Annotated in this window: 21 protein-coding genes and 1 pseudogene; 14 read left to right on the top strand and 8 right to left on the bottom strand. The window is 54.0% G+C overall.

Features of this window, described 5'->3' with window-relative positions:
• The 3 genes from BM035_RS20795 to BM035_RS20785 all read left to right on the top strand — a co-directional run.
• A partial coding sequence (locus tag BM035_RS20795) for a transposase domain-containing protein (protein ID WP_139216033.1) occupies nt 1-288 on the top strand: 288 nt, incomplete at its 5' end.
• A complete protein-coding gene (locus BM035_RS20790) occupies nt 278-547 on the top strand; it encodes a hypothetical protein (RefSeq protein WP_092031717.1) in 270 nt (89 codons plus the stop codon). The genes BM035_RS20795 and BM035_RS20790, both read left to right, overlap by 11 nt.
• Nucleotides 548-598: 51 nt before the next feature.
• Complete coding sequence (locus BM035_RS20785) at nt 599-988, top strand: group II intron maturase-specific domain-containing protein (RefSeq protein ID WP_092034255.1); 390 nt, start codon at nt 599-601, stop codon at nt 986-988.
• 74 nt (nt 989-1,062) lie between these two features.
• On the opposite strand, the gene BM035_RS20780 is transcribed toward BM035_RS20785, so the two are convergent.
• A complete protein-coding gene (locus BM035_RS20780; protein ID WP_075267719.1) occupies nt 1,063-2,220 on the bottom strand; it encodes a C4-dicarboxylate TRAP transporter substrate-binding protein in 1,158 nt (385 codons plus the stop codon).
• Between the two features lie 173 nt (nt 2,221-2,393).
• On the opposite strand from BM035_RS20780, the gene BM035_RS20775 reads away from it, so the two are divergent.
• Nucleotides 2,394-3,479 carry an alcohol dehydrogenase gene (locus BM035_RS20775; RefSeq protein WP_092034253.1) on the top strand — a complete coding sequence of 362 codons (1,086 nt, stop codon included), beginning with the start codon at nt 2,394-2,396 and terminating at the stop codon, nt 3,477-3,479.
• Between the two features lie 70 nt (nt 3,480-3,549).
• On the opposite strand, the gene BM035_RS20770 is transcribed toward BM035_RS20775, so the two are convergent.
• Genes BM035_RS20770 through BM035_RS20760 form a run of 3 tightly spaced genes read right to left on the bottom strand, consistent with a single transcriptional unit; the run spans nt 3,550 to nt 6,860 of the window.
• The gene (locus tag BM035_RS20770) at nt 3,550-5,013 is read right to left on the bottom strand and encodes an NAD-dependent succinate-semialdehyde dehydrogenase (protein WP_092034250.1); all 1,464 of its coding nucleotides are present in this window, start codon (nt 5,011-5,013) and stop codon (nt 3,550-3,552) included.
• A 19-nt stretch (nt 5,014-5,032) separates the two neighbouring features.
• Nucleotides 5,033-6,346, bottom strand: coding sequence for a TRAP transporter large permease (locus BM035_RS20765; protein ID WP_092034247.1), 1,314 nt, complete (start codon nt 6,344-6,346; stop codon nt 5,033-5,035).
• Nucleotides 6,339-6,860, bottom strand: a complete 522-nt coding sequence (locus tag BM035_RS20760) for a TRAP transporter small permease (protein ID WP_053115169.1) — start codon at nt 6,858-6,860, stop codon at nt 6,339-6,341. Before BM035_RS20760 ends, BM035_RS20765 begins: the two co-directional genes overlap by 8 nt.
• A 369-nt stretch (nt 6,861-7,229) precedes the next feature.
• Here BM035_RS20760 and BM035_RS20755 point away from each other — a divergent pair, with 369 nt between their 5' ends.
• Nucleotides 7,230-8,432, top strand: coding sequence for an acetyl-CoA C-acetyltransferase (locus BM035_RS20755; RefSeq protein WP_053115170.1), 1,203 nt, complete (start codon nt 7,230-7,232; stop codon nt 8,430-8,432).
• Between the two features lie 12 nt (nt 8,433-8,444).
• On the opposite strand, the gene BM035_RS20750 is transcribed toward BM035_RS20755, so the two are convergent.
• Nucleotides 8,445-9,353, bottom strand: a complete 909-nt coding sequence (locus tag BM035_RS20750; protein WP_053115171.1) for a LysR family transcriptional regulator — start codon at nt 9,351-9,353, stop codon at nt 8,445-8,447.
• Between the two features lie 163 nt (nt 9,354-9,516).
• Here BM035_RS20750 and BM035_RS20745 point away from each other — a divergent pair, with 163 nt between their 5' ends.
• The 9 genes and pseudogenes from BM035_RS20745 to BM035_RS20705 all read left to right on the top strand — a co-directional run bounded on the left by BM035_RS20745 (nt 9,517) and on the right by BM035_RS20705 (nt 18,525).
• Nucleotides 9,517-10,353, top strand: coding sequence for an FAS1-like dehydratase domain-containing protein (locus BM035_RS20745; RefSeq protein ID WP_092034244.1), 837 nt, complete (start codon nt 9,517-9,519; stop codon nt 10,351-10,353).
• Nucleotides 10,354-11,517, top strand: coding sequence for an acyl-CoA dehydrogenase family protein (locus tag BM035_RS20740; protein WP_092034241.1), 1,164 nt, complete (start codon nt 10,354-10,356; stop codon nt 11,515-11,517).
• A gap of 26 nt (nt 11,518-11,543) precedes the next feature.
• Entirely contained in the window at nt 11,544-12,740 is a 1,197-nt protein-coding gene (locus BM035_RS20735) for a CaiB/BaiF CoA transferase family protein (RefSeq protein WP_092034238.1), read from the top strand.
• 33 nt (nt 12,741-12,773) lie between these two features.
• Complete coding sequence (locus tag BM035_RS20730; RefSeq protein WP_053115175.1) at nt 12,774-13,589, top strand: HpcH/HpaI aldolase/citrate lyase family protein; 816 nt, start codon at nt 12,774-12,776, stop codon at nt 13,587-13,589.
• A 77-nt stretch (nt 13,590-13,666) separates the two neighbouring features.
• Nucleotides 13,667-15,343 carry a long-chain-fatty-acid--CoA ligase gene (locus BM035_RS20725; protein ID WP_053115176.1) on the top strand — a complete coding sequence of 559 codons (1,677 nt, stop codon included), beginning with the start codon at nt 13,667-13,669 and terminating at the stop codon, nt 15,341-15,343.
• Nucleotides 15,336-16,400, top strand: a complete 1,065-nt coding sequence (locus tag BM035_RS20720) for an MBL fold metallo-hydrolase (protein ID WP_158499468.1) — start codon at nt 15,336-15,338, stop codon at nt 16,398-16,400. Before BM035_RS20725 ends, BM035_RS20720 begins: the two co-directional genes overlap by 8 nt.
• An 82-nt stretch (nt 16,401-16,482) precedes the next feature.
• Complete coding sequence (locus tag BM035_RS20715; RefSeq protein ID WP_092034231.1) at nt 16,483-17,646, top strand: acyl-CoA dehydrogenase family protein; 1,164 nt, start codon at nt 16,483-16,485, stop codon at nt 17,644-17,646.
• 159 nt (nt 17,647-17,805) lie between these two features.
• Nucleotides 17,806-18,158: pseudogene (locus tag BM035_RS20710) on the top strand (CoA transferase); the annotation flags it as partial.
• Between the two features lie 115 nt (nt 18,159-18,273).
• On the top strand, nt 18,274-18,525 hold the full coding sequence (locus BM035_RS20705) for a hypothetical protein (protein WP_053115179.1): 252 nt from the start codon (nt 18,274-18,276) through the stop codon (nt 18,523-18,525).
• Nucleotides 18,526-19,045: 520 nt separating this feature from the next.
• Here the strand turns inward: BM035_RS20705 and BM035_RS20700 are convergent.
• The 3 genes from BM035_RS20700 to BM035_RS20690 form a co-directional block, all read right to left on the bottom strand.
• Nucleotides 19,046-19,990, bottom strand: a complete 945-nt coding sequence (locus tag BM035_RS20700) for an IS5 family transposase (protein WP_011784145.1) — start codon at nt 19,988-19,990, stop codon at nt 19,046-19,048.
• A gap of 115 nt (nt 19,991-20,105) precedes the next feature.
• Nucleotides 20,106-20,465, bottom strand: a complete 360-nt coding sequence (locus BM035_RS20695) for a hypothetical protein (protein WP_092034229.1) — start codon at nt 20,463-20,465, stop codon at nt 20,106-20,108.
• The gene (locus BM035_RS20690; RefSeq protein ID WP_092034226.1) at nt 20,456-20,941 is read right to left on the bottom strand and encodes a hypothetical protein; all 486 of its coding nucleotides are present in this window, start codon (nt 20,939-20,941) and stop codon (nt 20,456-20,458) included. The genes BM035_RS20695 and BM035_RS20690 overlap by 10 nt, the downstream gene beginning before the upstream one ends.
• Between the last annotated feature and the right edge of the window lie 120 nt (nt 20,942-21,061).

Raw genomic sequence — 21,061 nt, 5'->3', positions numbered from 1 at the left:
TTCCATAACAGAAAAAACTGGATGTTCTGCTGGACCGAACTGGGGGCGGAACACCTGGGCATCATCCAGAGCCTGATCAGCACCTGCAAGCTGCACGATATTACCCCGTACATGTATCTGGTGGACGTGCTGCAACGCATCAGCCAGCACCCGGCCCGTGAAGTCAGCGACCTGACGCCCCGACTCTGGAAAACCCGGTTCGCCGAGAACCCTTTACGGGCGCTGATCGACCCACGCCATCCTGACCGACAGAACAAACAGCCGGAGGCCACCGTCCGTGCGCATTGAGGACATGAGCATCGACCAGTTGCTGGAACTGAACCAGTACATCTGCCAGCGAATTGATGAACTGCAAGAGCAAGAAACCCTGCAAGCCTTGAGTCAATTGCGGGTTGGCCTGAAAGTGACCTTCGAAGGCCGGGAAGGACCGGTATTGGGGATCGTCACCAAGATCAACCGCAAGAGTGTGATCGTGCTGGGTGAGGATGGCAGGAAGCAGTACAAGGTCTCGCCGGAGTTATTAAGGCCCCTCCGTGACGTGAAGTAGGTCAACTACGTCGTGGAATGAACGCTTACGCCCAAAAGCCTGAAGGCCTTCATGGCCAAGCTTCGCCCCCTGCTGAAACGGTCACGGGGACAGTCGTTGACGACCACCATCCGGAACCTGAACCCGGTGCTGAGAGGCTGGGCAAATTACTATCGCCTGACCGCCTCGAAGCGTTCGGTCGAAGCTCTGGATGGCTGGATAAGACGGCGGCTTCGCCTGATCCTGTGGCAGCAGTGGAAGCGGACCCGCACGCGGGCCCGCAACCTGGTACGGCTAGGCTTGACTGAGATAAGGGCTTGGAGGAGCGCGACCAATGGTCGTGGACCCTGGTGGAACAGCGGTGCGTCTCATATGAACGCGGCCCTGCCTAAGAGGGTATTCGACCGCCTATCCCTAGCAAGCTTGCTGGATACGATGACTCGGCTTCAGAGCCGACCATGAACCGCCGTGGTACGGAACCGTATGCCCGGTGGTGTGAGAGGACGGGGGAGGTAACTCCCCCTCCTACTCGATTGTTATCTACCGTAAGTAGCAGGATCAAGTTTGGAATAAACTTCATTCCAATACAGTTTAGCCAGTTGATCTGCTGTCTCGATATCTCCTACCAGTCTGTTCCATTTTTCAATCAACTTCGACATGTTGGCGGCCAGTTCCCGGGTTCTCGATCCATCGATTTTGTATTCATCAGCATAGAATTTCGGGATGAATTCCAGGTCTGATTTGATGAATTCTCTAGATTTTTCAAGAAGATCGCCTTCCGCCTTCAGAATGTTGATACCTTTCTTCTCAGCTTTTTCCATGTCGCTATAAGCTTGTTGCTGATAGAGGAAGGTAACATAGGCAGCCATAACTGAACCGGCCTTTAGCAGCCCCTCTTTCTCCTCGTTATTGAAACGATTCCAGGTGTCACGATTAAGGGTTGCTGCTCCACCCGCGGCATATAATCCACCGGGTACGTCGGTGGTTATATTCTTGACAACATCAATAAGATTGAAGTTGGTTAATTCCGTGGGTGAAAGGAAGGTGCAATCCACCACACCTTGCTCGAGAGCTTCATAAACTTCGGTGACCGGAAGTGCGACCGGTGATCCTCCAAAGTTTTTGGCCCAGCGAGCCCATGAGGCTCCCGATATCCGCAAACGTTTCCCGTTTATTTCCTCAACTGTGTTAACAGGTTCGTTGCAGAACATTACATAGGCGGGAGTAGATACAACCGATGTATAGACCTGATTGTTCGATGCAAATTCGTTTTGACACTCTGGACAGTTGAGCATTATATATTCAAGCATGGCGCCGGAATAAGCGTAACCCTCTTTTCCAAGCACTTCATTCTGCAGCGCTGTTTGCATAGACATATCCGCCCCAAGATTTGAATGCGGGTAATCTGAGGGCGAATAGGCTGTAAGTAGATAACCAAGATCAGCCATTCCCTGACTAATTCCAGAAGACATTTCGCTGTGATTTAGAAGTGATAACTCGTAAATTTTAACTGAGTGCTCATTATTGGTATTTTTCTTCACTGCTTCAGCATATTTCTTGGCAGCTTCAATCGGGGCGCCAGATGGAAAACCAACGGCAAATCTGAGAGTGTCTGCTTGCACCGAACTGGTAATAGCAGCTGTGGAAAGTACAATTCCCAATGCTGTGGTATATAAAAGTTTTCTGGAATCCATAACAATTTCCTATGCTCTGTTGTTCTTTGGTTTTATGTGTTAAGAATTATTATTTCTGTTGCGCATAAACAGTATATTCAGTAGCCTTTAATTGTCAAAGTAATTGATAGTATAAAAGGTTTTGGTTTTGACTTTTTAAATTACGATAACTCAAAAAAGCAGGAGTGATTGCAATGTCGAAGCATTTTCAGCTGAATGGTAACTATGTTCGCTATGAGTTTTCCGAGTTTGGAGGAAAGTTCACTCCAGTCAATTACGATATGCCAATCCCGACAGGAAGCGAAGTTTTACTTAAAGTTGACTTTTGTGGCGTTTGTCACAGTGATGTTCATGTTCATGAAGGGTATTACGGCCTCGGCCAAGGAAGAAAGCTTGATCTTGGTGAGCGGGGAATAAAGCTTCCAGTTACCTTGGGACATGAAGTAGTGGGTACAGTCGTTTCCATGGGCGAGGAAGTTAAAGAAGTTTCAGTGGGTCAGCAAAAGTTGATATATCCATGGATCGGCTGTGGGGAATGTTCGGTATGTCAGCGTGGTGAGGAGAACCTTTGTACAAAGCCCGGATCACTGGGTGTTTTTAAACCGGGTGGATATTCCGAATACATTCTTGTTCCGCACCAGAGATATCTTGAAAGTCTTGGTAGTCTGAATCCGGCCAACGCATCTTTGCTCGCATGCTCCGGATTGACTACGTTTTCGGCCATCAAGAAAATACAGCCGGTCCATAACGAGGAGTTCGTTGTGGTTATTGGTTGTGGCGGACTTGGGCAACTGGCGATCAAAACTTTGGTGTTGTCAGGTATTGAGAATGTGATAGCGGTTGATGTATCGGAGGAAAAACGCGAGATTGCCAAGAGCTCAGGCGCAAAATCCGCATTCGATCCACGGGATGAGAAGATCGTGGAGGTTGTGACCGAGGCCGGTAAAGGGAACTGCATTGCCGTACTGGATTTTGTCGGTAACGATCAGACCATGGAGTTTGGTCTGGGTGTTCTGAGAAAGGGTGGCAAGTTTGTAGCCGTTGGCCTGCATGGTGGTGAAATTCGCTATCCCATCCCATTCCTGGTTACCAAGGCCATTTCGATTATCGGCTCTTACACCGGAACACTTGGTGAAATGAAGGAGTTGGTGGAATTCGCCAACAAACACGATCTGGTTAACATCCCTGTTGAAATCAGGCCACTTGAGCAAGCGGAATCGGCAGTTGAAGACCTGTCGGCAGGCAGGGTCCCCGGCCGCATAATTCTGAAGAACGGATGAATAGAAACGGGGGGCATTCGCCCCCCCCCCCCTCCCCACCGTCTCGTGACCGGCTGTGTTGGCCGGATTATCAGGTTTTGATGCAGACGTAGTGCATTTCGAGGAACTCATCGATTCCGTGGGACGATCCCTCGCGCCCAATCCCCGACTCTTTCACTCCGCCAAAGGGTACCGTTTCTGATACAAAACGCGGGGTGTTGACACCAACCATGCCGTATTCGAGAGCTTCGGAAACCCTGAAAATACGACCGGTATCCTTGGTATAAAGGTAGCTGGCCAAACCGTAAGGTGTATCGTTGGCAAGTGCGACCGCTTCTTCTTCAGTGGCAAATTTGTACACTGCGGCAATGGGCCCGAAGATTTCAGAACGGAAAATCTCCATGTCCTTTTCAACATTGGTCAACACGGTGAACTCGAAAAAGTTCGGTCCGAGGTGTGGCAACTTGTTCCCGCCACGATAGACCGTTGCCCCCTCGCTGACGGTTGAGTCGACCAGATTCTGGATCTTGGTGATGGCTTTTTCATTGATCAGGGGTCCATGGCTGACATTCTCCTGAAGCCCGTGACCTTGAACGAGTTTGGTGGCGATTGCCTCGTTGTATTTTTTCAGGAATTCATCATGAATGCCATTCTGGATAAGTAGTCTGTTGGCGCAAACGCAGGTCTGGCCACTGTTGTAGAACTTGATGGAAATCGCACCCTGCACAGCGGCATCGAGATCGGCATCTTCAAACACAATGAACGGTGCGTTACCGCCCAGCTCGAGGCTGAGTTTCTTCACCGTGCTGGCACATTGTTTAAGCAGAATTTTGCCGACTGCGGTGGACCCGGTGAAGGACAGCTTTTTGACGGTCGGGTTTTTGCTGAGCTCAAGGCCTACCTCGGCCCCGCTGCTGGCAGTGATGACATTGATGACGCCTGCGGGAACTCCTGCGTCGGTCGCCAGCTGAGTCAGCGCCAGTGCCGACAGTGGGGTATCTTCAGCGGGTTTGATTACCACGGTGCACCCGGCAGCAAGAGCCGGAGCGACCTTGCGGGCAATCATCGAGTTGGGGAAATTCCAGGGAGTAATGGCCGCTACCACGCCAATCGGCAATTTTTGCATGTATTCGAAGTTGCCATTGGCACTGCGGGGCAGGGTTTCGCCGGTTACCCGCATGGCTTCGTTGGCAAACCATTCGATATAAGCAACGGACGAGGCAACTTCGCCACGCGCTTCCGCAAATGCCTTGCCCTGCTCCATGGTCAATATGGTGGCGAGGCTTTCCAGATTGTCGTTTACCAACATGGCCCAGCGCTTGAGGATAGCGCTGCGCTCCTTGGGCGTGAGGCTCTTCCAGGCCGGAAATGCAGTGTGGGCGGCACTAATGGCTTCTCTGGTATCTTCCTGGCCTTGATCGGGCACCTGAGTGATCCGTTCATTCGTGGCGGGATTGAAGACCGGAAAGGTTTTTCCGCTTCGGGAGTCAACCCACTGACCATTCACATACGCCTGATGACGGATCAGCTTTGCTACCGGTTCGGGAATGCTCATAAAATCTCCTGTTGTTGTTTTAGCGTCCACCTACCAGGTTCGGCAGGTACATGATGATGTCTGGTACCGCGATCAGGAGCAGCACAATGAGCAGGTCCATCGCCAGAAACCAGAGAATACCTTTGAAGATTGCTGAGGTGGTGACCAGATTACCAACCACGCTTTTGATGACAAAGACATTCATCCCAACCGGCGGTGTAATCATGCCGACCTCCAGTAGTTTGGTGAGAATCACCCCAAACCAAATCAGGCTGTATTGGGTGCTTTCGATCACCGGCAGAATGATGGGAAGAGTGAGCAGCATGGCTCCGATCGGTTCCAGAAACATACCGAGCGCCAGGTAGATCAGGACGAGGCCCAGAATGATGAGCAGATCGCTGGCGTTGAACGAAAGAATCAGCTCGGAGATATAGTCGCCGGCCCCGGAGAACACCAGAAACCGCGTCAGCATGCTTGCGCCAACCGCAATGATCAGTAACGCACTGGTGGTCACCAGAGTCTCGAGAACAGAAGACTTGAAAGCGCTCCAGGTCATCTGGCCTTTCACCAGTGCCACAATACAGGCCAGAGAGGCGCCTACGGCCCCCGCTTCGTTAGGGGTGAAGATGCCCGCAAAGAGCCCGCCGAAGATGCCGGACATGATGAGAAAAATCGGCCAGGTGTCCTGCAAAGATCGGATTTTCTCCTGGGTCGGAACCTTTTCCTTCACGTCGTGGGCAAGGTCTGGGTTCAGCTTGACCCGGATCCAGACCACAAGAACGTAACCCGCCATGGTAATCAGGCCGGCAGCAATGCCGCCTAGAAACAGCTGGGAGACTGACGTCTGCGCGATTACACCATAGAGAATCATGATGATCGACGGTGGAATCAGCGCACCGATTGTGCCGGCTACCGCTACAGTACCGGTGGCGAGGCCGGGATCGTATTTGTAGCGCATCATCTCTGGGACCGCGATGCGACCCATGGCGGCCGAACAGGCGATTGACGATCCGGATACTGCGGCAAAACCTGCCGATCCGAAAATTGAAGCGATCGCCAGCCCGCCGGGAACCCCTGCCAACCAGGCTCGCGCAGCCTTGAACATGCCTTGGGTCAGCTGGGTGTGATAACAGATGAAGCCCAGAAACAGAAACAATGGAACCGAACTCAGGGTCCAGTTGGCCGCGAAGTTGTAGGGGATGATGCCCAGGGAGGACAGGGCGACTTCGACGCCAATCACCGCCCAGATCCCGGCGAATGACACCATGATCAGGGCGATTCCGATGGGGACTCTCAAGGCAATCAGTGAGAACAGCGAGAACAGACCGGTAAAACCAATGGCAATGTCAGACATGGGCCGCCTCCGCTACCACAGCCCGTTCGGAGCGGGTCAGGAACGACAGGAAGCGAAGCAGACAGTAGCTGCCCAGGAGGAACGTCCCCGCACAGAGAATAAAGTAGCTGGGCCATGTAATGATGGTGTAGTCCCCCTGCATGACCGAGGTGTTCGAGTGGTAATTTTTGATGGCCACCTTGAAGGCCTCGCTGGTCATTACAAACGCAGTTGCACTGATCAGAAGGTAGGTCCAGCCGTTCAAGCGATGCTGTGTCTTGTGGGAAAATTTTGTAGTCAGGATCTCCACCGCGATCGACGAGTTGGTCTGCTCGGCGTAGGCCAGAGGCAGGAAGATCGCGATGAGCATGTAGTAGTGGGCAACGATGGTGATGGTGCCGGGTAGTGGGGTGTTGAACAGAAACCGGGCCAGGATGTCCAGGCTGATATGAATCATCATGAACGCTATGGCGAGCCCGCCGAGAAATGTGACTATCTTGTTGATCTTGTTTATCAGGGTTTCTAGGTATTTCATGAACTTGTAACCACCGCCGTTCTTGTTGGTTTTGTCAGTGTGGCGGGCCGAATCGGTGGGTCCGGAACGCCCGAGCGAACTCTCATAGATTGAACAACTCCTTGTGGTTTGGGTATCTCGAAGTGGTTAAAGGGGGGTTCAGTGAGTGTTAACCAGGTGGGTGAGGAAGGGGGACGAGTAAGGGGCGATGCGTAGATAGTGAGCCAGGGGAGAATGCGGCGGTGCAGTGAGGTCAGGGTGAATCACCGTACTGCTTAAAGGTGTCTTCAACAGATTCGAATTCTAGCCCGGGGTCTGATCGAAGACTATGAGGGATGAATCAAACAGTCTGCTTGTCCAGTGCGGCTGGCGTAGTGTAGAGGGGCGAACATGCAAAAAAGACGCGCTGCCATTGTGGCACCGGTACGTACCGGGGTTGGGGCATTCGGGAAAAGCCTGCGGCCGGTTTCCGTTGAAGATCTGATTGCTGCGGTCGTCAATGAAACCATCAAGCGCTCCGGCGTGGATCCCGCCATCATTGAAGATGTGGTGGTTGCCCAGTCTTATGCCAACAGTGAGGTGCCGTGTGTTGGTCGTTGGGCGGCGTTGCAGGCAGGGTTGCCGGAGCATGTGCCTGGTATGCAGCTGCACCGTCGTTGCGGTGGCGGGCTTCAGGCGATCATCAATGGTGTGATGATGATCGAGTCCGGCGCCGGTGACGTTGTGCTGGCCGGTGGTGTTGAAAGCATGAGCAATATCGAGTATTACTCGACGGATGTGCGTTGGGGCAAGCGGGCAGGGTCCTTCACCATGCACGACCGGCTGGATCGTGGTCGGGAGCGGTCGCAACTGAAAGACCGATTCGGCTACATTTCCGGAATGATCGAAACCGCCGAGAACCTGGCCACCAAGTATGGCATTTCCCGCGAGGCGGCTGAAGAATATTCGGTTCGCAGTCATCAGCGTGCGGCCGCTGCCTGGGATGAAGGCGGTTTTGATGAAGAGATTGGAGCGGTCAGTATTCCGCAGCGCAAAGGTGATCCAATCGTGTTCAGCCGCGATGAAGGTATCCGGCCTGAAACCACCATGGATTCACGGGCAGCGCTGCGCCCGCTGATAAAGGGCGGTACCGTTACCGCGGGAAACGCCAGCCAGCAAAGCGATGCCGCTGCTGCCTGTCTTATTGTTGCTGAGGACAAACTGGCCGAGTTGAACCTGGAGCCGATGGCCTTCATGGTAGGCTGGAGTGCGATGGGGTGCCATCCGGCAACCATGGGAATTGGTCCGGTGCCCGCAGTTGAGAAACTGTTCCGTAAGACCGGGCTCGGCTCCGGGGACATGGATCTGGTTGAGGTAAACGAAGCCTTCGCCTGTCAGGTGCTTGCGATCCTGAAAGAGTGGGGTTGGGATGACCTTGACCGTCTCAATGTCAACGGATCAGGGATTTCCCTCGGCCACCCGATTGGTGCCACCGGAGTGCGCATCATGACCAGCCTGCTGCACGAGATGCAGCGTCGCGGAAGCCGTTATGGCCTAGAGACCATGTGTGTCGGTGGTGGCCAGGGCGTGGCGGCCATTTTTGAGCGAGCCTGAGGGCTCGCATACTCAGTCGGTCAGGGAGAGCGAGGCCAGGCTGCGTATTTCCTCTACCAGCTCCTTACCACACCTGGGCAAGGCATCCAGTTCGCGGACGATCAGGCTGCGCTCCCGTTCCGCCCAGTCGTCTTCCAGGTCGATGGTGACGATGTCGAGAAAATCGGCATAGCGGCGGGCAATGGAGCGGGGCAGGATGCCGATTCCGACACCGCGGCTGACCATCCGGCAGGCCGACTCGAAGCCGAACACCTGGATCCGCATCTGCAGGATCGAGCCGGTTTCGCTGGCCTGGTCCTTGAGGAAATTGAACAGGGTGCTGCCTTCCCGCAAACCGATATGGGGGTATTCCAGGGTTTCCCGGAAGGAGAGGGTCTGGCGTGTGGCCAGCTCGTGGCCTTTCGGGGCGACCACCACCAGTCGGTCGACACTGAACGGAATGATATCGAGCTTTTTATTCGCGTTAACCGGGCCGGCGACCACGCCAAGGTCGGTCGAGCCGTCCACCACCCCGCGAATGATGTCGTGGGTCAGCCGTTCCTGCAGGTCAATGGTCACTCCCGGGCGGTTGACCAGAAAACGTGCCAGCACGTCGGGCATGAAGTCGCTCACCGCCGTGGTGTTGGCGAAGATGCGCAGATGGCCTGATTTCCCCTCCGCATACTGGGAAAACTCATCCTTGATATAATCCACCTGGCGCATGATGGCACGGGCATGGACCAGTAGGTCATGGCCTGCGGGCGTCAGTTCCACGCCCTGGCTGTCACGGTAGAACAGCCGGCTGCCGAGTTGCCCTTCCAGCGACTTGATCCGCATGCTGGCCGCCGCGGTGGAAAGACTGGCACGGCGGGCGCCACCGGTCAGGCTGTTGGCTTCGGCGACATGGATAAACAGGCGCAGGTCAGGGATATCAAAGTGCATGGTTCAGATAGTCAGCAGGCTAACAAAAGGACGCTCAGTCTAAACCACCGGGGTGTTCATGGAAACCAAACGCACCCTTGTGGAAAAACGAATTCTCTCCTGCGTCGTATGTTGGCATTCTTACCATTATTCAAAACCCAGAATAAAGATTGATAGAGGATGCATGATGTTAAGCTCCCCCGAAGACTGGATCGGTAAGCAGGAATCCTGCGAGGATCGCCTCGATCCTTCCCATGCCTGCCGTATTGCGGCGATGCTGGACCGCCCTTTCCCCCAGGAAGGTGATGCTCTTGCGGCATTATGGCACTGGGCGTTTTTCCAGATTCCGGTACCGCCGGCCGCCACCGGGCAGGACGGCCACATTGCGCCGGGCGGTTTTTTGCCGAAATCCGAAGGCAACACCCGGATGTGGGGGGGGGGGCGGGTTAACTTCCACCAGCCGCTGGCAATCGGTCAATCAGCGGAACGTCAGTCGCGTATCGAGGCAGTGAACGAAAAAAATGGACGTTCTGGTAAGTTGCTGTTTGTTACCGTGGCGCATGAGTATCACCAGAACGGTGAACTGTGCCTGAGCGAAGAGCAGGACATTGTTTACAGGGCGCCGTCAGCTCCGCGTCTGTCCCTCGATAAACCGGTGTCGGAGCCCCAGTGGAGTCAGTCGGTGACACCGTCCCCCCTGTTGCTGTTCCGGTATTCTGCTGTCACGTTCAACGGCCACCGCATTCATTACGACCACCCCTACACCACAAAGGAAGAGGGATATCCGGACCTTGTGGTCCAAGGCCCACTGATTGCTACCCTGATGGTGCAGGCGTTCGTTGATGCCAATCCAGACCTGAAACCGGTGCGCCTGTCGTATCGAGGCTTACGACCGCTGACCGTCAATAAGCCCTTCCGTGTTGAAGGTAGGATTGATGGGGATGGTACAGCATTGCTCTGGGCCGCCAATGAAGATGGCCCCGCTCACGAAGCAGAACTTCAATTTGAGGAGAAGAAATAGATGACCAGTCCATCCCTGGAAAAGTACGAGGATATCCGAGAAGGCGTACGTGGTTTATGTGCGGAGTTTGATGCCGCCTACTGGCGCGGCGTAGACGAACGTAAGGCCTTCCCGGAGGAGTTCGTTGAAGCCATGACCCGTGCCGGTTGGCTGGCGGCGATGATTCCGGAGGAATATGGTGGTTCGGGTCTCGGCGTATCGGAAGCCTCGGTGATACTGGAAGAGGTCAACCTTGCGGGCGGTAACTCCGGAACTGTGCATGGCCAGATGTACAACATGTTTACCCTACTGCGCCATGGCAGTGAGGAACAGAAGCAGAAATATCTGCCGAGAATCGCGGCAGGTGAATTACGTTTGCAATCCATGGCGGTGACCGAGCCAACCACCGGAACCGATACCACCAAGATCAAGACCACTGCGGTGCGTCAGGGCGACAAGTATGTGGTCAACGGCCAGAAAGTCTGGATTTCCCGGGTCCAGCATTCAGACCTGATGATCCTGCTGGCCCGGACCACTCCGTTGGCAGAGGTCAAGCGCAAATCCGAGGGTATGTCGATCTTCATCGTTGATTTGCACGATGCCATTGGCAATGGCCTGATCGTTCAACCCATCGCCAACATGGTGAACCATGAAACCAATGAACTGTTCTTCGACAACCTTGAGATTCCTGCCGAGAACCTCATTGGCGAGGAAGGCAAGGGATTTCGCTATATTCTTGACGGACTGAATGCCGAGCGGGCACTGATTGCGGCCGAGTGTATAGGTGATGGCCGCTGGTTTATCGACAAGGCTCGCAAATATGCCAGTGAACGGGAAGTGTTTGGCCGTCCGATTGGAAAGAACCAAGGTATCCAGTTTCCCATTGCCAAGGCGCACATCAATGTGGAAGCAGCTGACCTGATGCGCTGGCGCGCCTGTGAAGAATATGACACCGGTCGCCATGCTGGCGCCAGTGCCAACATGGCCAAGTACCTGGCGGCTGAGTCATCTTGGGAAGCGGCTAACGTGTGCTTGCAGACCCACGGCGGGTTTGGCTTTGCCAATGAATATGACGTAGAGCGGAAGTTCCGTGAAACCCGTCTGTATCAGGTGGCGCCGATTTCCACCAACCTCATTTTATCCTATGTGGCAGAGCATCTTCTTGAATTACCTCGGTCGTTTTAACTCTCAATAACTGCGAGAACGTTTTTGTGGCAGCAAATAAAGCCCCCCTCCCCCTGGAGGGGGTTACAGTGATTTCGTTGGAGCAGGCGATTGCCGCGCCCCTGTGTACCCGGCAACTAGCGGAGCAGGGGGCGAGGGTTGTCAAGGTTGAGCGTCTTGGAACCGGAGACTTTGCCCGGGACTACGATACCAGAGTTAAAGGATTGTCCTCCCACTTTGTATGGGCCAACCGCTCCAAGCAAAGCCTGGCGTTAAATTTGAAAACTCCCGAGGGGCAGGAAATTCTGCGCCAATTGCTGGCGGATGCGGACGTATTCGTGCAGAACCTGGCGCCCGGCGCTACGGCCCGTATGGGGCTGTCGTTCAGTGAGCTGAATGCACAGTACCCGGGACTGATTGTCTGTGATGTGTCCGGCTATGGCGAGGGTGGGCCGTACAGGAACAGAAAGGCTTATGACCTGCTGATCCAAAGCGAAAGCGGTTTTCTGTCGGTGACGGGAGTACCCGAGGCCGGTGGCATGGCAAAGGCCGGCTGTTCAGTTGCGGACATTGCTGCTGGAATGTACGCCAGCAATGCCATTCTGTCGGCGCTGTTGCTGCGTGGTCGAACTGGTGAGGGCAGCCATATTGACGTCTCTCTGCTCGAAAGTCTGGTGGAGTGGATGGGCTACCCGATGTATTACAGCTTTGATGGGGCGCAGCCACCACCGAGGGCAGGAGCTTCTCACTCTACGATCTATCCGTACGGACCGTTTCCCGTCGGGGATGGTAAAACCGTGATGCTTGGGTTGCAGAACGACCGCGAATGGCGAGTTTTTTGTGAGAGAGTTCTTGAGCGTTCGGAGCTGGCGGGAGATGCGCGTTTTTCTGATAACGCCCGTCGGTCAGCGAACAGGGACCAGCTCGGCGCGCTTATCGGTACGATTTTTTCTGAGATGACTCTGGATGAGGTGCTAACCCGCCTGGATGAGGCGGGTATCGCCAATGCGTCGGTTAACGACATGTCACAGGTGTGGCAGCATCCTCAACTGGCGGCCCGTGACCGCTGGCTGGAAGTGGCGACGCCTGTCGGGCCAGTGCCGGCACTAAAGGCACCCGGGCTATGGTTTCCGGAAGCCGTCTCGGCGGTTCCATACCTCGGCGAACATAGCTCTCTAATTCTTGAACAGCTTGGCTACAGCCGGGACAAGATTGATCAGTTAAAAAGCGCAGGTGTGATCTAACGCCGGCGCAACTCAGAGAACAGGATTCTGACCATGACAGGTAAAGATTTGAAAACCATGCTCTTCGTGCCGGCCTCTCGGCCTGAGCGGATTCCCAAGGCGATTGCTAGCGGTGCCGGAGCGGTAATTGTGGATCTAGAGGATGCGGTGCCAGCGGATGCCAAGAACCCTGCCCGTGATGCATTGGATGCATTCTTGGCAGACCATCATGGTGAGTCGATCTACGTGCGCATTAATGCCCGGGGTACTGCTGAATTTGAGGCGGACATGGCGCTATGTGCCCGTCATTCAAAGGTGGTTGGCATCATGTTGTCGAAAGCCGAGTCCGCGGAGGACGTCCAGGCTGTGGCTAATTCTGGCAAGACCGTCATTCCGCTAATTGAATCAGCTCGTGGTCTGGTTGCCCTTAACGAAATTGCCTCGGTGCCCGGAGTTGAGAGACTGAGCTACGGTGGCCTGGACCTCAGTGATGACCTCGGCATTGAAGGCAATACGGGAGGGGCGGAGACGGTCATGGACCAGTGTCGCTATCAGCTTCTGGTGAGCTCCCGAGCAGCTGGTTTACTGGCTCCTATTGATACCGTGTTTCCTGTTTTTGATGACGAGGATGCGGTACTAAGTCGTGCCCGCCGGGCCCGTAATATGGGTTTTGCAGGCATGCTTTGCATTCATCCAAAACAGATTCCACAGGTGCAGGCTGGTTTTTCCCCGGATCCTGATCAGGTGGCCTGGGCGCGTAAAGTCATGGAGGCGGCGAGGTCAGGTGGTGCTGCTTTCAAGGTGGAGGGCCAGATGGTGGATGCTCCAGTGATTGCTATGGCCAGAACTATTCTTGAGCGTGCCAGTTAGACTGCTCGCCAGAATTTCGGGAGGTTCATAGCAAGAACAGTTTCAGCAACATCTTAGCCGCAGAGCCAGGAGAAAACATGAAAGCAGGACGGAACACCTATTGGCCCAAGGGTTTGCCACGAACACTTGAACTACCCAAAACGAGCCTCTACTACAACCTGGAGGTGGCGGCAACCCGATACCCGGACAAGCCGGCGGTAGTATTCTATGACTCGGTGCTCAGTTATTCCGAATTGCGTCAGCAGGTTAGGGCACTGGCGGGGTATCTGCAGTTGGAATGTGGTGTTTGTCCCGGTGACCGTGTCGCTCTGTATTCGCAGAACTCTCCCCAGTACGTCATCGGTTACTACGCGATTCTTCGTGCTCAGGGAGTGGTGGTTCCCATCAACCCGATGAACCTGTCCGAGGAGCTTAAATACTGTGTCTCCGACAGTGGTGCCCGCACGGCTCTGGTGTCTCAGGAATTGTACGGCAATGCGCAACCTCTATTGGCTTCGGGCGATCTAGATCACGTAATTGTTCATGCCTATTCTGATTACCTGACAGCGGCGACTGACCTCGCCGTTCCGTCTGCTGTAACAGAACCTAGGCAGGAACATACCGACCCCGGCGTTATCCTTTGGCGAGACGTGCTTAGTCGCGAACTGGCGCCTTCTGCTTTTACCGGAGAGCACGATGACCTAGCTATTATTGGCTATACCTCCGGTACCACGGGACATCCGAAGGGCTGTGTTCATTCCCACAGCACCGTGATGGCAGCAGTTGCGGCTTCGGCTGTCTGGCGCGGTGGCTCGCCGGCATTCTCGGCACTGGCCATTGCCCCGCTGTTCCATTTTTTGGGCATGCAAGGTGGAATGAATGGGCCTATCTTCAACGGTGCAACCTCAGTGCTGATGCAGCGGTGGGATAGGGATGTGGCGGTGAAGCTGATTGAGCGTCACCATGTCAGCCTGTGGAGTGCTCCGCCGTCGATGATTGTCGATTTTTTCTCGAATCCGGATCTGGCCAACCATGACGTCTCCAGTCTCAGTAAACTGATGGGGGGTGGTGCTGCAATGCCTGAAGCCATCTCTCGCAAGCTGGCAGAGGAGTTTAACATCGTATACAACGAAGCCTACGGACTGACCGAAACCGCCGCTTTCATTCTTGGTAACCCCATTGAGCGCGGCAAACGGCAATGCCTGGGCATTGCCAGCTTTGGTGTAGATGCACGTATCGTTGACCCTGCCACGTTTGAGGATCTGCCCCAAGGCGAAACTGGAGAAATCATCCTGCATGGCCCTCAGGTAATGCTGGAATACTGGAACAATGCGCAAGCAACCGCCAAGAGTATTCTGGAACGCGATGGTAAACGCTTCCTTCGTACTGGCGACCTGGGATACATGGATGAGGAGGGCTACTTCTTCATGGTCGACCGGCTCAAGCGGATGATTAATGCCTCCGGATTCAAGGTCTGGCCGGCAGAAGTGGAAAGTATCATGTATGGTCACCCGGAGATTCACGAAGCCTGCGTCATTGCAGTGCCAGATCCGAAACGGGGCGAAACGGCCAAGGCGATGGTTGTACTGAAGCCCACTGCACCGGAAAACCTCACCGAGGACGACATTATCGAATGGTGCAAAAAGCATATGGCGGCTTATAAGGTGCCGACAGCCGTTTCGATTATCGATGAGTTGCCGAAGTCCGGCACCGGTAAGATCATGTGGCGACAGTTGCAGGAAGAAGCCCGAATGGAGGGAGCAAATCGTGCCTGATGCCGACATGAATCCCAAGACCGCAGATAGAGTACCAGAAGCTGCCGAGTTGGTTGAGGTAGCGCATAACGTGTACTGGTCCCGTATTCCCCTGCCTGGAAAACTGAACCATATTAATGTCTGGCTGATCCGTGACGAGGACGGCTTTTCCGTGGTTGACACCGGTATGTGTACACCCCCGGCTGAGGCCGCCTGGAAGTCTCTATTGGAGTCTCTGCCGGAGCGCAAGCCGGTCCGGCGGGTGTTTGTGACCCATCTGCATCCGGATCATGTGGGTATGGCCGGCTGGTTGCTGGAGCGGGACGCAGAAGAGTTCTGGATGACTCGTATGGAGTATCTGACCTGCCGGGTAATGGTGGCTCAGTCCCACGACGAAACCGTACCCGAGGACTTCATTGCCTTTCACCGCGCTGTTGGCTGGCCTGATTCGGCCATCGACGGATACTACGATCATTATCGCAACTATGGCAGACGGATTTCACGGTTGCCTCGCAGCTACCAACGGCTGGAGGAAGGGCAGCACCATGTTATCGGTGGACACCGATGGCGGGTTGTTGTTGGTAACGGGCACTCTCCCGAGCACGCCTGCCTGTACTGCGAAGAGAGCAAATTACTGATCTCCGGTGATCAGGTGTTGCCCGGCATTTCGTCCAATGTCTCAGTGACACCCCTGGAGCCGACTGCAAACCCGATGGCTGACTGGCTGGCCTCACTTCGTAAGCTGAAAGCTGAAATTCCCGATGATGTGCTGGTGCTACCAGCTCATCAACAGTGTTTTACGGGATTGCATGATCGGATTGAAACCCTGATTGCAGACCAGGAGAGGGCCGTCACGAATTTGCGGGCGGATCTTGGAAGGGAGCCAAAGAGAGTGATTGACGTATTCGCAGTGCTGTTTGGTCGTGACATATCGGAAGAGGACTTTATGGTTTTCAACTTGGCAACCGGAGAGGCCCTCGCTTGCTTGAATTATCTCATTGAACGTAACGAAGTGCATTTTATGACAGATGCCAAGGGTGTTCGCTGGTATCGATCTGTCGGGACCCAGGAGCAATAACGGGAAGCACGGCGTCCGGAATAACTCAGGTCAGCTACTCGAGGGTCTGACCATCATCCTATTTTCGAACAAGGAGGCCACAATGGCACTTGATGAAGAAACGCTGAACCAGTTTGTCGAAAGTGTGCGTCGGTACGTCCGTGATCGCCTGATTCCCCTGGAAATGCAAGTGGCGGAGGAAGACCAGATTCCGGAAGACGTCATCGCCGAAATGAAAGAGATGGGGCTTTTCGGAATTTCGATACCTTCCGAGTTCGGTGGTCTGGGTCTGAGCATGTCAGAGGAAGTCGCAATTATTCAGGAAATGGGCTACACCTCACCGGTTTTTCGTTCAATGTTTGGAACCAATGTTGGCATTGGTTCGCAAGGTATAGTTATGGACGGTACACCGGAACAGAAGGAAAAATATCTACCCAAGCTTGCCACCGGCGAACTGATCGGCTCATTTGCATTGACCGAGCCTGACGCAGGATCAGATGCCGGGTCAGTGAGAACAAGCGCCCGGAGAGATGGTGATGATTTCATCATTAATGGAACCAAACGATACATCACCAATGCACCCAGGGCGGGGATCTTCACAGTGATGGCTCGCACCGGCACCCGTGAAGAAGGTGCGCGCGGTGTGTCGGCATTCCTGGTCGATGCGAAACTACCGGGCATATCGCTTGGAAAACCTGATCAGAAAATGGGGCAGAAAGGCGCTCATACCTGTGATGTTATCTTCGAGGATGTGCGCGTACCCGCAAATGCTTTGATTGGAGGAAAGGAAGGGCAGGGTTTCAAAACAGCCATGAAAGTTCTTGATCGGGGGCGCTTGCATATCAGTGCGTTAAGCGTGGGTACGGCCAAGCGACTCATTGATGAGAGCGTTTCATATGCCTCTGGCCGGAAACAGTTTGGAACAGAAATTGCCAATTTTCAGTTGGTGCAGGCAATGCTGGCAGATAGCCAGACTGAGTACTATGCCGGAAAGTGCATGGTTGAAGCGGCTGCTAAATCCTTCGATGCAGGTGAGGCGGTGTCGATGAATGCCTCGAGCTGCAAGCTGTTCTGTACAGAAATGGTAGGGCGTGTTGCGGACCGGGCAGTTCAGGTCCACGGTGGCGCTGGTTACATCAGCGAGTACTGCGTTGAGCGTTTTTTCAGAGATGTCAGGTTGTTCCGCCTATATGAGGGAACGTCGCAGATCCAACAACTGGTAATTGCCAAGCACCTGATCCGCAATGCGGAACATTCACCGGGGTGACTCGCAGAGAAACTTGATACTACAGAGCCCGTGGCGGGGCTTTTTGGCCGGCATTTTCAGGCGCTGCAGCATGAGGGTGGTCGTCCCGCGAGCTGTTACGGGATTGCCAGGGGCGTACCCAGACCGGTCTCCAAGCATGTACCGTTTAAGGAGAGAGCCATGACGGGTTCACTTTCGCATATTCGAGTTCTGGATCTTTCCCGTGTGTTGGCTGGCCCATGGGCTGGCCAGGTTCTCGGTGATCTCGGGGCTGAAGTTATCAAGATTGAGAGGCCTGGCGGCGGAGATGACACACGGACATGGGGCCTCCCTATCTTAAGGGTCGAGATGGCGAAACGGATTTATCTGCGTACTATCTGTCAGCCAACCGTAACAAGAAATCGCTGGCGGTCGATATTTCGACGCCGGAGGGTCAGCGCCTGATACGTGAGCTCGCGGCAGAGTCGGATATCATCCTTGAGAACTTCAAAGTGGGTGGGCTGAAGCGCTACGGGCTGGATTACGAAAACCTAGACATGATGTTTTGACCTGCCCGCCCTCAACGATCGTGGGTTATTGTTGAGGGCGGGCAGGTCAAAACATCATGTCTAGGGCCACTGAGGATGAGCGTTCACGGGAGATAGCTGAATGGTAGGGAATATTGTTGTTAATGCCATCTTGGCAGGGATTCTCTTCGCGGCTTACAGTTGGACGCCATGGGCTAGCCTGGCCCTCGCTACACTATCCGCGCTCGCTTTTAGCCACATCTTTATTTTTGACCGGGCTTTTCTGGAGGAGATCGCCAAGCAGGGAATAGACAGGTTGTCGTTGCTTATTGGGGCCGGGATTTCATACGTTGGGGTCATTGTGTCTATAGTGGCGCTGCTGGTAAAGCAATGATCAGGTTCTGCCTTCACTGTTGCAGCCCCAACCATTCATTCCAGTTTGTTACGGCCCTGAAGGGCCTCCACCGGACGGCCTTCTCTCCGCTTCGCTGCGCAAAGGCCGCTGCTGAATATTGGCGTTAATCGTTCTCCCGGAATGTCCGCTTTGCGACCAGGGCATCCTCTGAACTCAGCTAAACAGAAGCGAACATTCGCGCGCCCAAGATCCACAAGAGGGCTTGGCTCCATAGGAATAGCTGACCACTACACACGCGCGAGCAGGCGGAAACATCTAATTGTACGCGTTACTCAAACAGGGATGTTTGCAATTCCAACTCCCTCGGAGGATGCGATTGAAGCATATCAACGTTTAGCCATCCGATTTGTTGGTGCTAGGGAAGGTCTGAATAACTGCTGATATTTGCCCATCTTGGGTTTAAACGGCAAAAAATCGAAGATTCAGACACTATTTTCCCTTTATTTGTGTGTTTTTTGCCCGTTTCCCGCCATTTTGGCGGAAAACAGGCGCACTGGCCCTACGCCAGCATGTATTTTTCACCGATCAGCAGGTTGCTAAACGCGGCCAGCAAATGCAACCGGTTGCTGTTCTTGGCAAGGCCGCGATAGCGGACCTTGCCATAACCAAAGACCCGCTTGATGTACCGGAAGGGATGCTCGACCTTGGCACGAACACTGGCTTTGATCTTCTCTGCTTTCAGTTTGTCGGCATCCAGCGTCTTCCGGGTGCCAGGCCGTTTGGCAATGAACCAGGAGACGTTTTTGCGGTGCTTATGCTCATCCCGCTTCTGAATGCCAAGGTAACCGGCGTCGCCGAAGACTCGTTGCTCTTCACCATGCAGCAGCTTGTCGGTGGGCACGATGTCGTGAACATTGGCAGCGGTGGTATCAATGCTATGAATCAGACCGAACGTGTCGTCGACACCAATGTGCATTTTCATGCCGAAGTGCCATTCGTTGCCCTTTCTGGTCTGGTGCATCTCCGGATCACGCTTGCCAGTTTGGTTCTTGGTGGAGCTGGGAGCAGAGATGATGGTGGCATCTACGATGCTTCCTTCACGCAACATCAAGCCGTTTTTCTCCAGGTGTTTGTTCACCTCTTTAAACAGCGCCTTGCCAAGACCGTGCTGCTCCAGGAAATGCCGGAAGTTGAGAATCGTCGTCTCATCTGGCAAACGGTCCAGCTTCAGACCCGCGAAGTGCCGCATGGATTCGATCTCGTACAGCGCGTCTTCCATGGCCGGATCGCTCAAGTTATAGAACAACTGCATGCAGTGAACCCGCAGCATGGCAGGCAGCGGATAAGGGGGCCGTCCGTTCCGGCCCTTCGGGTAATAACGGGCTACCTTCTTCTCCAACTGCTTCCACGGAATCAGCTTGTCCATCCGTTCCAGAAAGATCTCGCGACGGGTCTTGCGCTTCTTGGTCTGGTATTCGGCTTCGGAGAAGGTGATCTGATCCATGCTGGCAACGATCCTATGCGATTGACGATGGCCGTATTATCGCTGATTTTGGAGACTTATTCAGAGCCTCCCTAGGAATAAAACGGGGGACAAATAATGTCCCCCGTCCAAGCCTCTATTCAGACCTTACAAGATAAGGTTTGATCGCGGCTTTAAGCTCTGGTGATGGGGTCCTGATGACCAATCGTTCCGATGCCATATCATGAACGACCATCATTGAAAGAGCCTCATGGCCGAGCACGCGGATCATGACCTGACTGCCCAGGTTGTCCTTTGCTGTGGCAGCCAGTTGGCTGCTTCCACTTGGTGTAAGCTTCAGCCAAATAGCCCCCTCAGAGATAACCGCAGCTTCAATGGCCTCGCTGGTTAAATTAACCATCAGGCCTTCGCTCTCTTGAGCATTCACGGGTTGCGATTGGACACTGCAAGCAGACCCGATAATCACCAGGGTGAAAACACACAGTCTTAGTAACATGGATTAGGTGGCATCCCTTCGGACCAAGTTGATTCGACACCATATGAAACTATGAAGGCATCAGATTTTGTCGATACCTCAAAGTTCCACCCCATTGGTTCTTCCCCGAAACTGGAGAACGTGAAGGTTACGCTCTGCTGAGGCAGGATAATCGATTCTTTTGTTTCTCCAAAAGGCCCAGTATCTTTCACAGATATGGTGTTGCCCAGAACATTCTCGTTCTTGAACGTCAGCTTTACCGCCTGACCGTAGGATCCACTGATAGTCGCAGTGCCGGTCAATGCGCCACCTTCACCTGCAACCGGTACAAACTGCTCTGTGCGCAAGACCTTCACCGCGTCGACTGCCAGGGCAGAATCGACAATCGTATCGCCGACATCTTGAACTTCATACGCCAGCTGCACGGTTTTTCCTACCAGTCCTGATAGATCAACGTTGTAATTGATCTCGGGCGTTGCGCCATTGTAGCCAAGCATACCTGACGACCAGCTGGAGCTGTTAACGTGTCAATGGCCATTTATTTTGACCCACCTTTGGCCAATAAAATTGACCCACCTTTCATAGTCTAGCCTGTCGTTTTCTGCTTCAGCCGATAG

This window comes from Marinobacter sp. DSM 26671, from assembly GCF_900112835.1.
In the GTDB taxonomy this organism is placed as follows: domain Bacteria; phylum Pseudomonadota; class Gammaproteobacteria; order Pseudomonadales; family Oleiphilaceae; genus Marinobacter; species Marinobacter flavimaris.
Note: the sequence above shows the minus strand (reverse complement) of the source record. Positions and strands in the feature narration are given on the sequence as shown.

Bases quoted from the DNA above. Each gene is read 5' to 3' on its own strand.
- BM035_RS20785 (WP_092034255.1), top strand. From the start codon at position 599: ATGGCCAAGCTTCGCCCCCTGCTGAAACGGTCACGGGGACAGTCGTTG.
- BM035_RS20780 (WP_075267719.1), bottom strand. From the start codon at position 2,220: ATGGATTCCAGAAAACTTTTATATACCACAGCATTGGGAATTGTACTT.
- BM035_RS20775 (WP_092034253.1), top strand. From the start codon at position 2,394: ATGTCGAAGCATTTTCAGCTGAATGGTAACTATGTTCGCTATGAGTTT.
- BM035_RS20770 (WP_092034250.1), bottom strand. From the start codon at position 5,013: ATGAGCATTCCCGAACCGGTAGCAAAGCTGATCCGTCATCAGGCGTAT.
- BM035_RS20765 (WP_092034247.1), bottom strand. From the start codon at position 6,346: ATGTCTGACATTGCCATTGGTTTTACCGGTCTGTTCTCGCTGTTCTCA.
- BM035_RS20760 (WP_053115169.1), bottom strand. From the start codon at position 6,860: ATGAAATACCTAGAAACCCTGATAAACAAGATCAACAAGATAGTCACA.
- BM035_RS20755 (WP_053115170.1), top strand. From the start codon at position 7,230: ATGCAAAAAAGACGCGCTGCCATTGTGGCACCGGTACGTACCGGGGTT.
- BM035_RS20750 (WP_053115171.1), bottom strand. From the start codon at position 9,353: ATGCACTTTGATATCCCTGACCTGCGCCTGTTTATCCATGTCGCCGAA.
- BM035_RS20745 (WP_092034244.1), top strand. From the start codon at position 9,517: ATGATGTTAAGCTCCCCCGAAGACTGGATCGGTAAGCAGGAATCCTGC.
- BM035_RS20740 (WP_092034241.1), top strand. From the start codon at position 10,354: ATGACCAGTCCATCCCTGGAAAAGTACGAGGATATCCGAGAAGGCGTA.
- BM035_RS20730 (WP_053115175.1), top strand. From the start codon at position 12,774: ATGACAGGTAAAGATTTGAAAACCATGCTCTTCGTGCCGGCCTCTCGG.
- BM035_RS20725 (WP_053115176.1), top strand. From the start codon at position 13,667: ATGAAAGCAGGACGGAACACCTATTGGCCCAAGGGTTTGCCACGAACA.
- BM035_RS20715 (WP_092034231.1), top strand. From the start codon at position 16,483: ATGGCACTTGATGAAGAAACGCTGAACCAGTTTGTCGAAAGTGTGCGT.
- BM035_RS20705 (WP_053115179.1), top strand. From the start codon at position 18,274: ATGGTAGGGAATATTGTTGTTAATGCCATCTTGGCAGGGATTCTCTTC.
- BM035_RS20700 (WP_011784145.1), bottom strand. From the start codon at position 19,990: ATGGATCAGATCACCTTCTCCGAAGCCGAATACCAGACCAAGAAGCGC.
- BM035_RS20695 (WP_092034229.1), bottom strand. From the start codon at position 20,465: ATGTTACTAAGACTGTGTGTTTTCACCCTGGTGATTATCGGGTCTGCT.
- BM035_RS20690 (WP_092034226.1), bottom strand. From the start codon at position 20,941: ATGCTTGGCTACAATGGCGCAACGCCCGAGATCAATTACAACGTTGAT.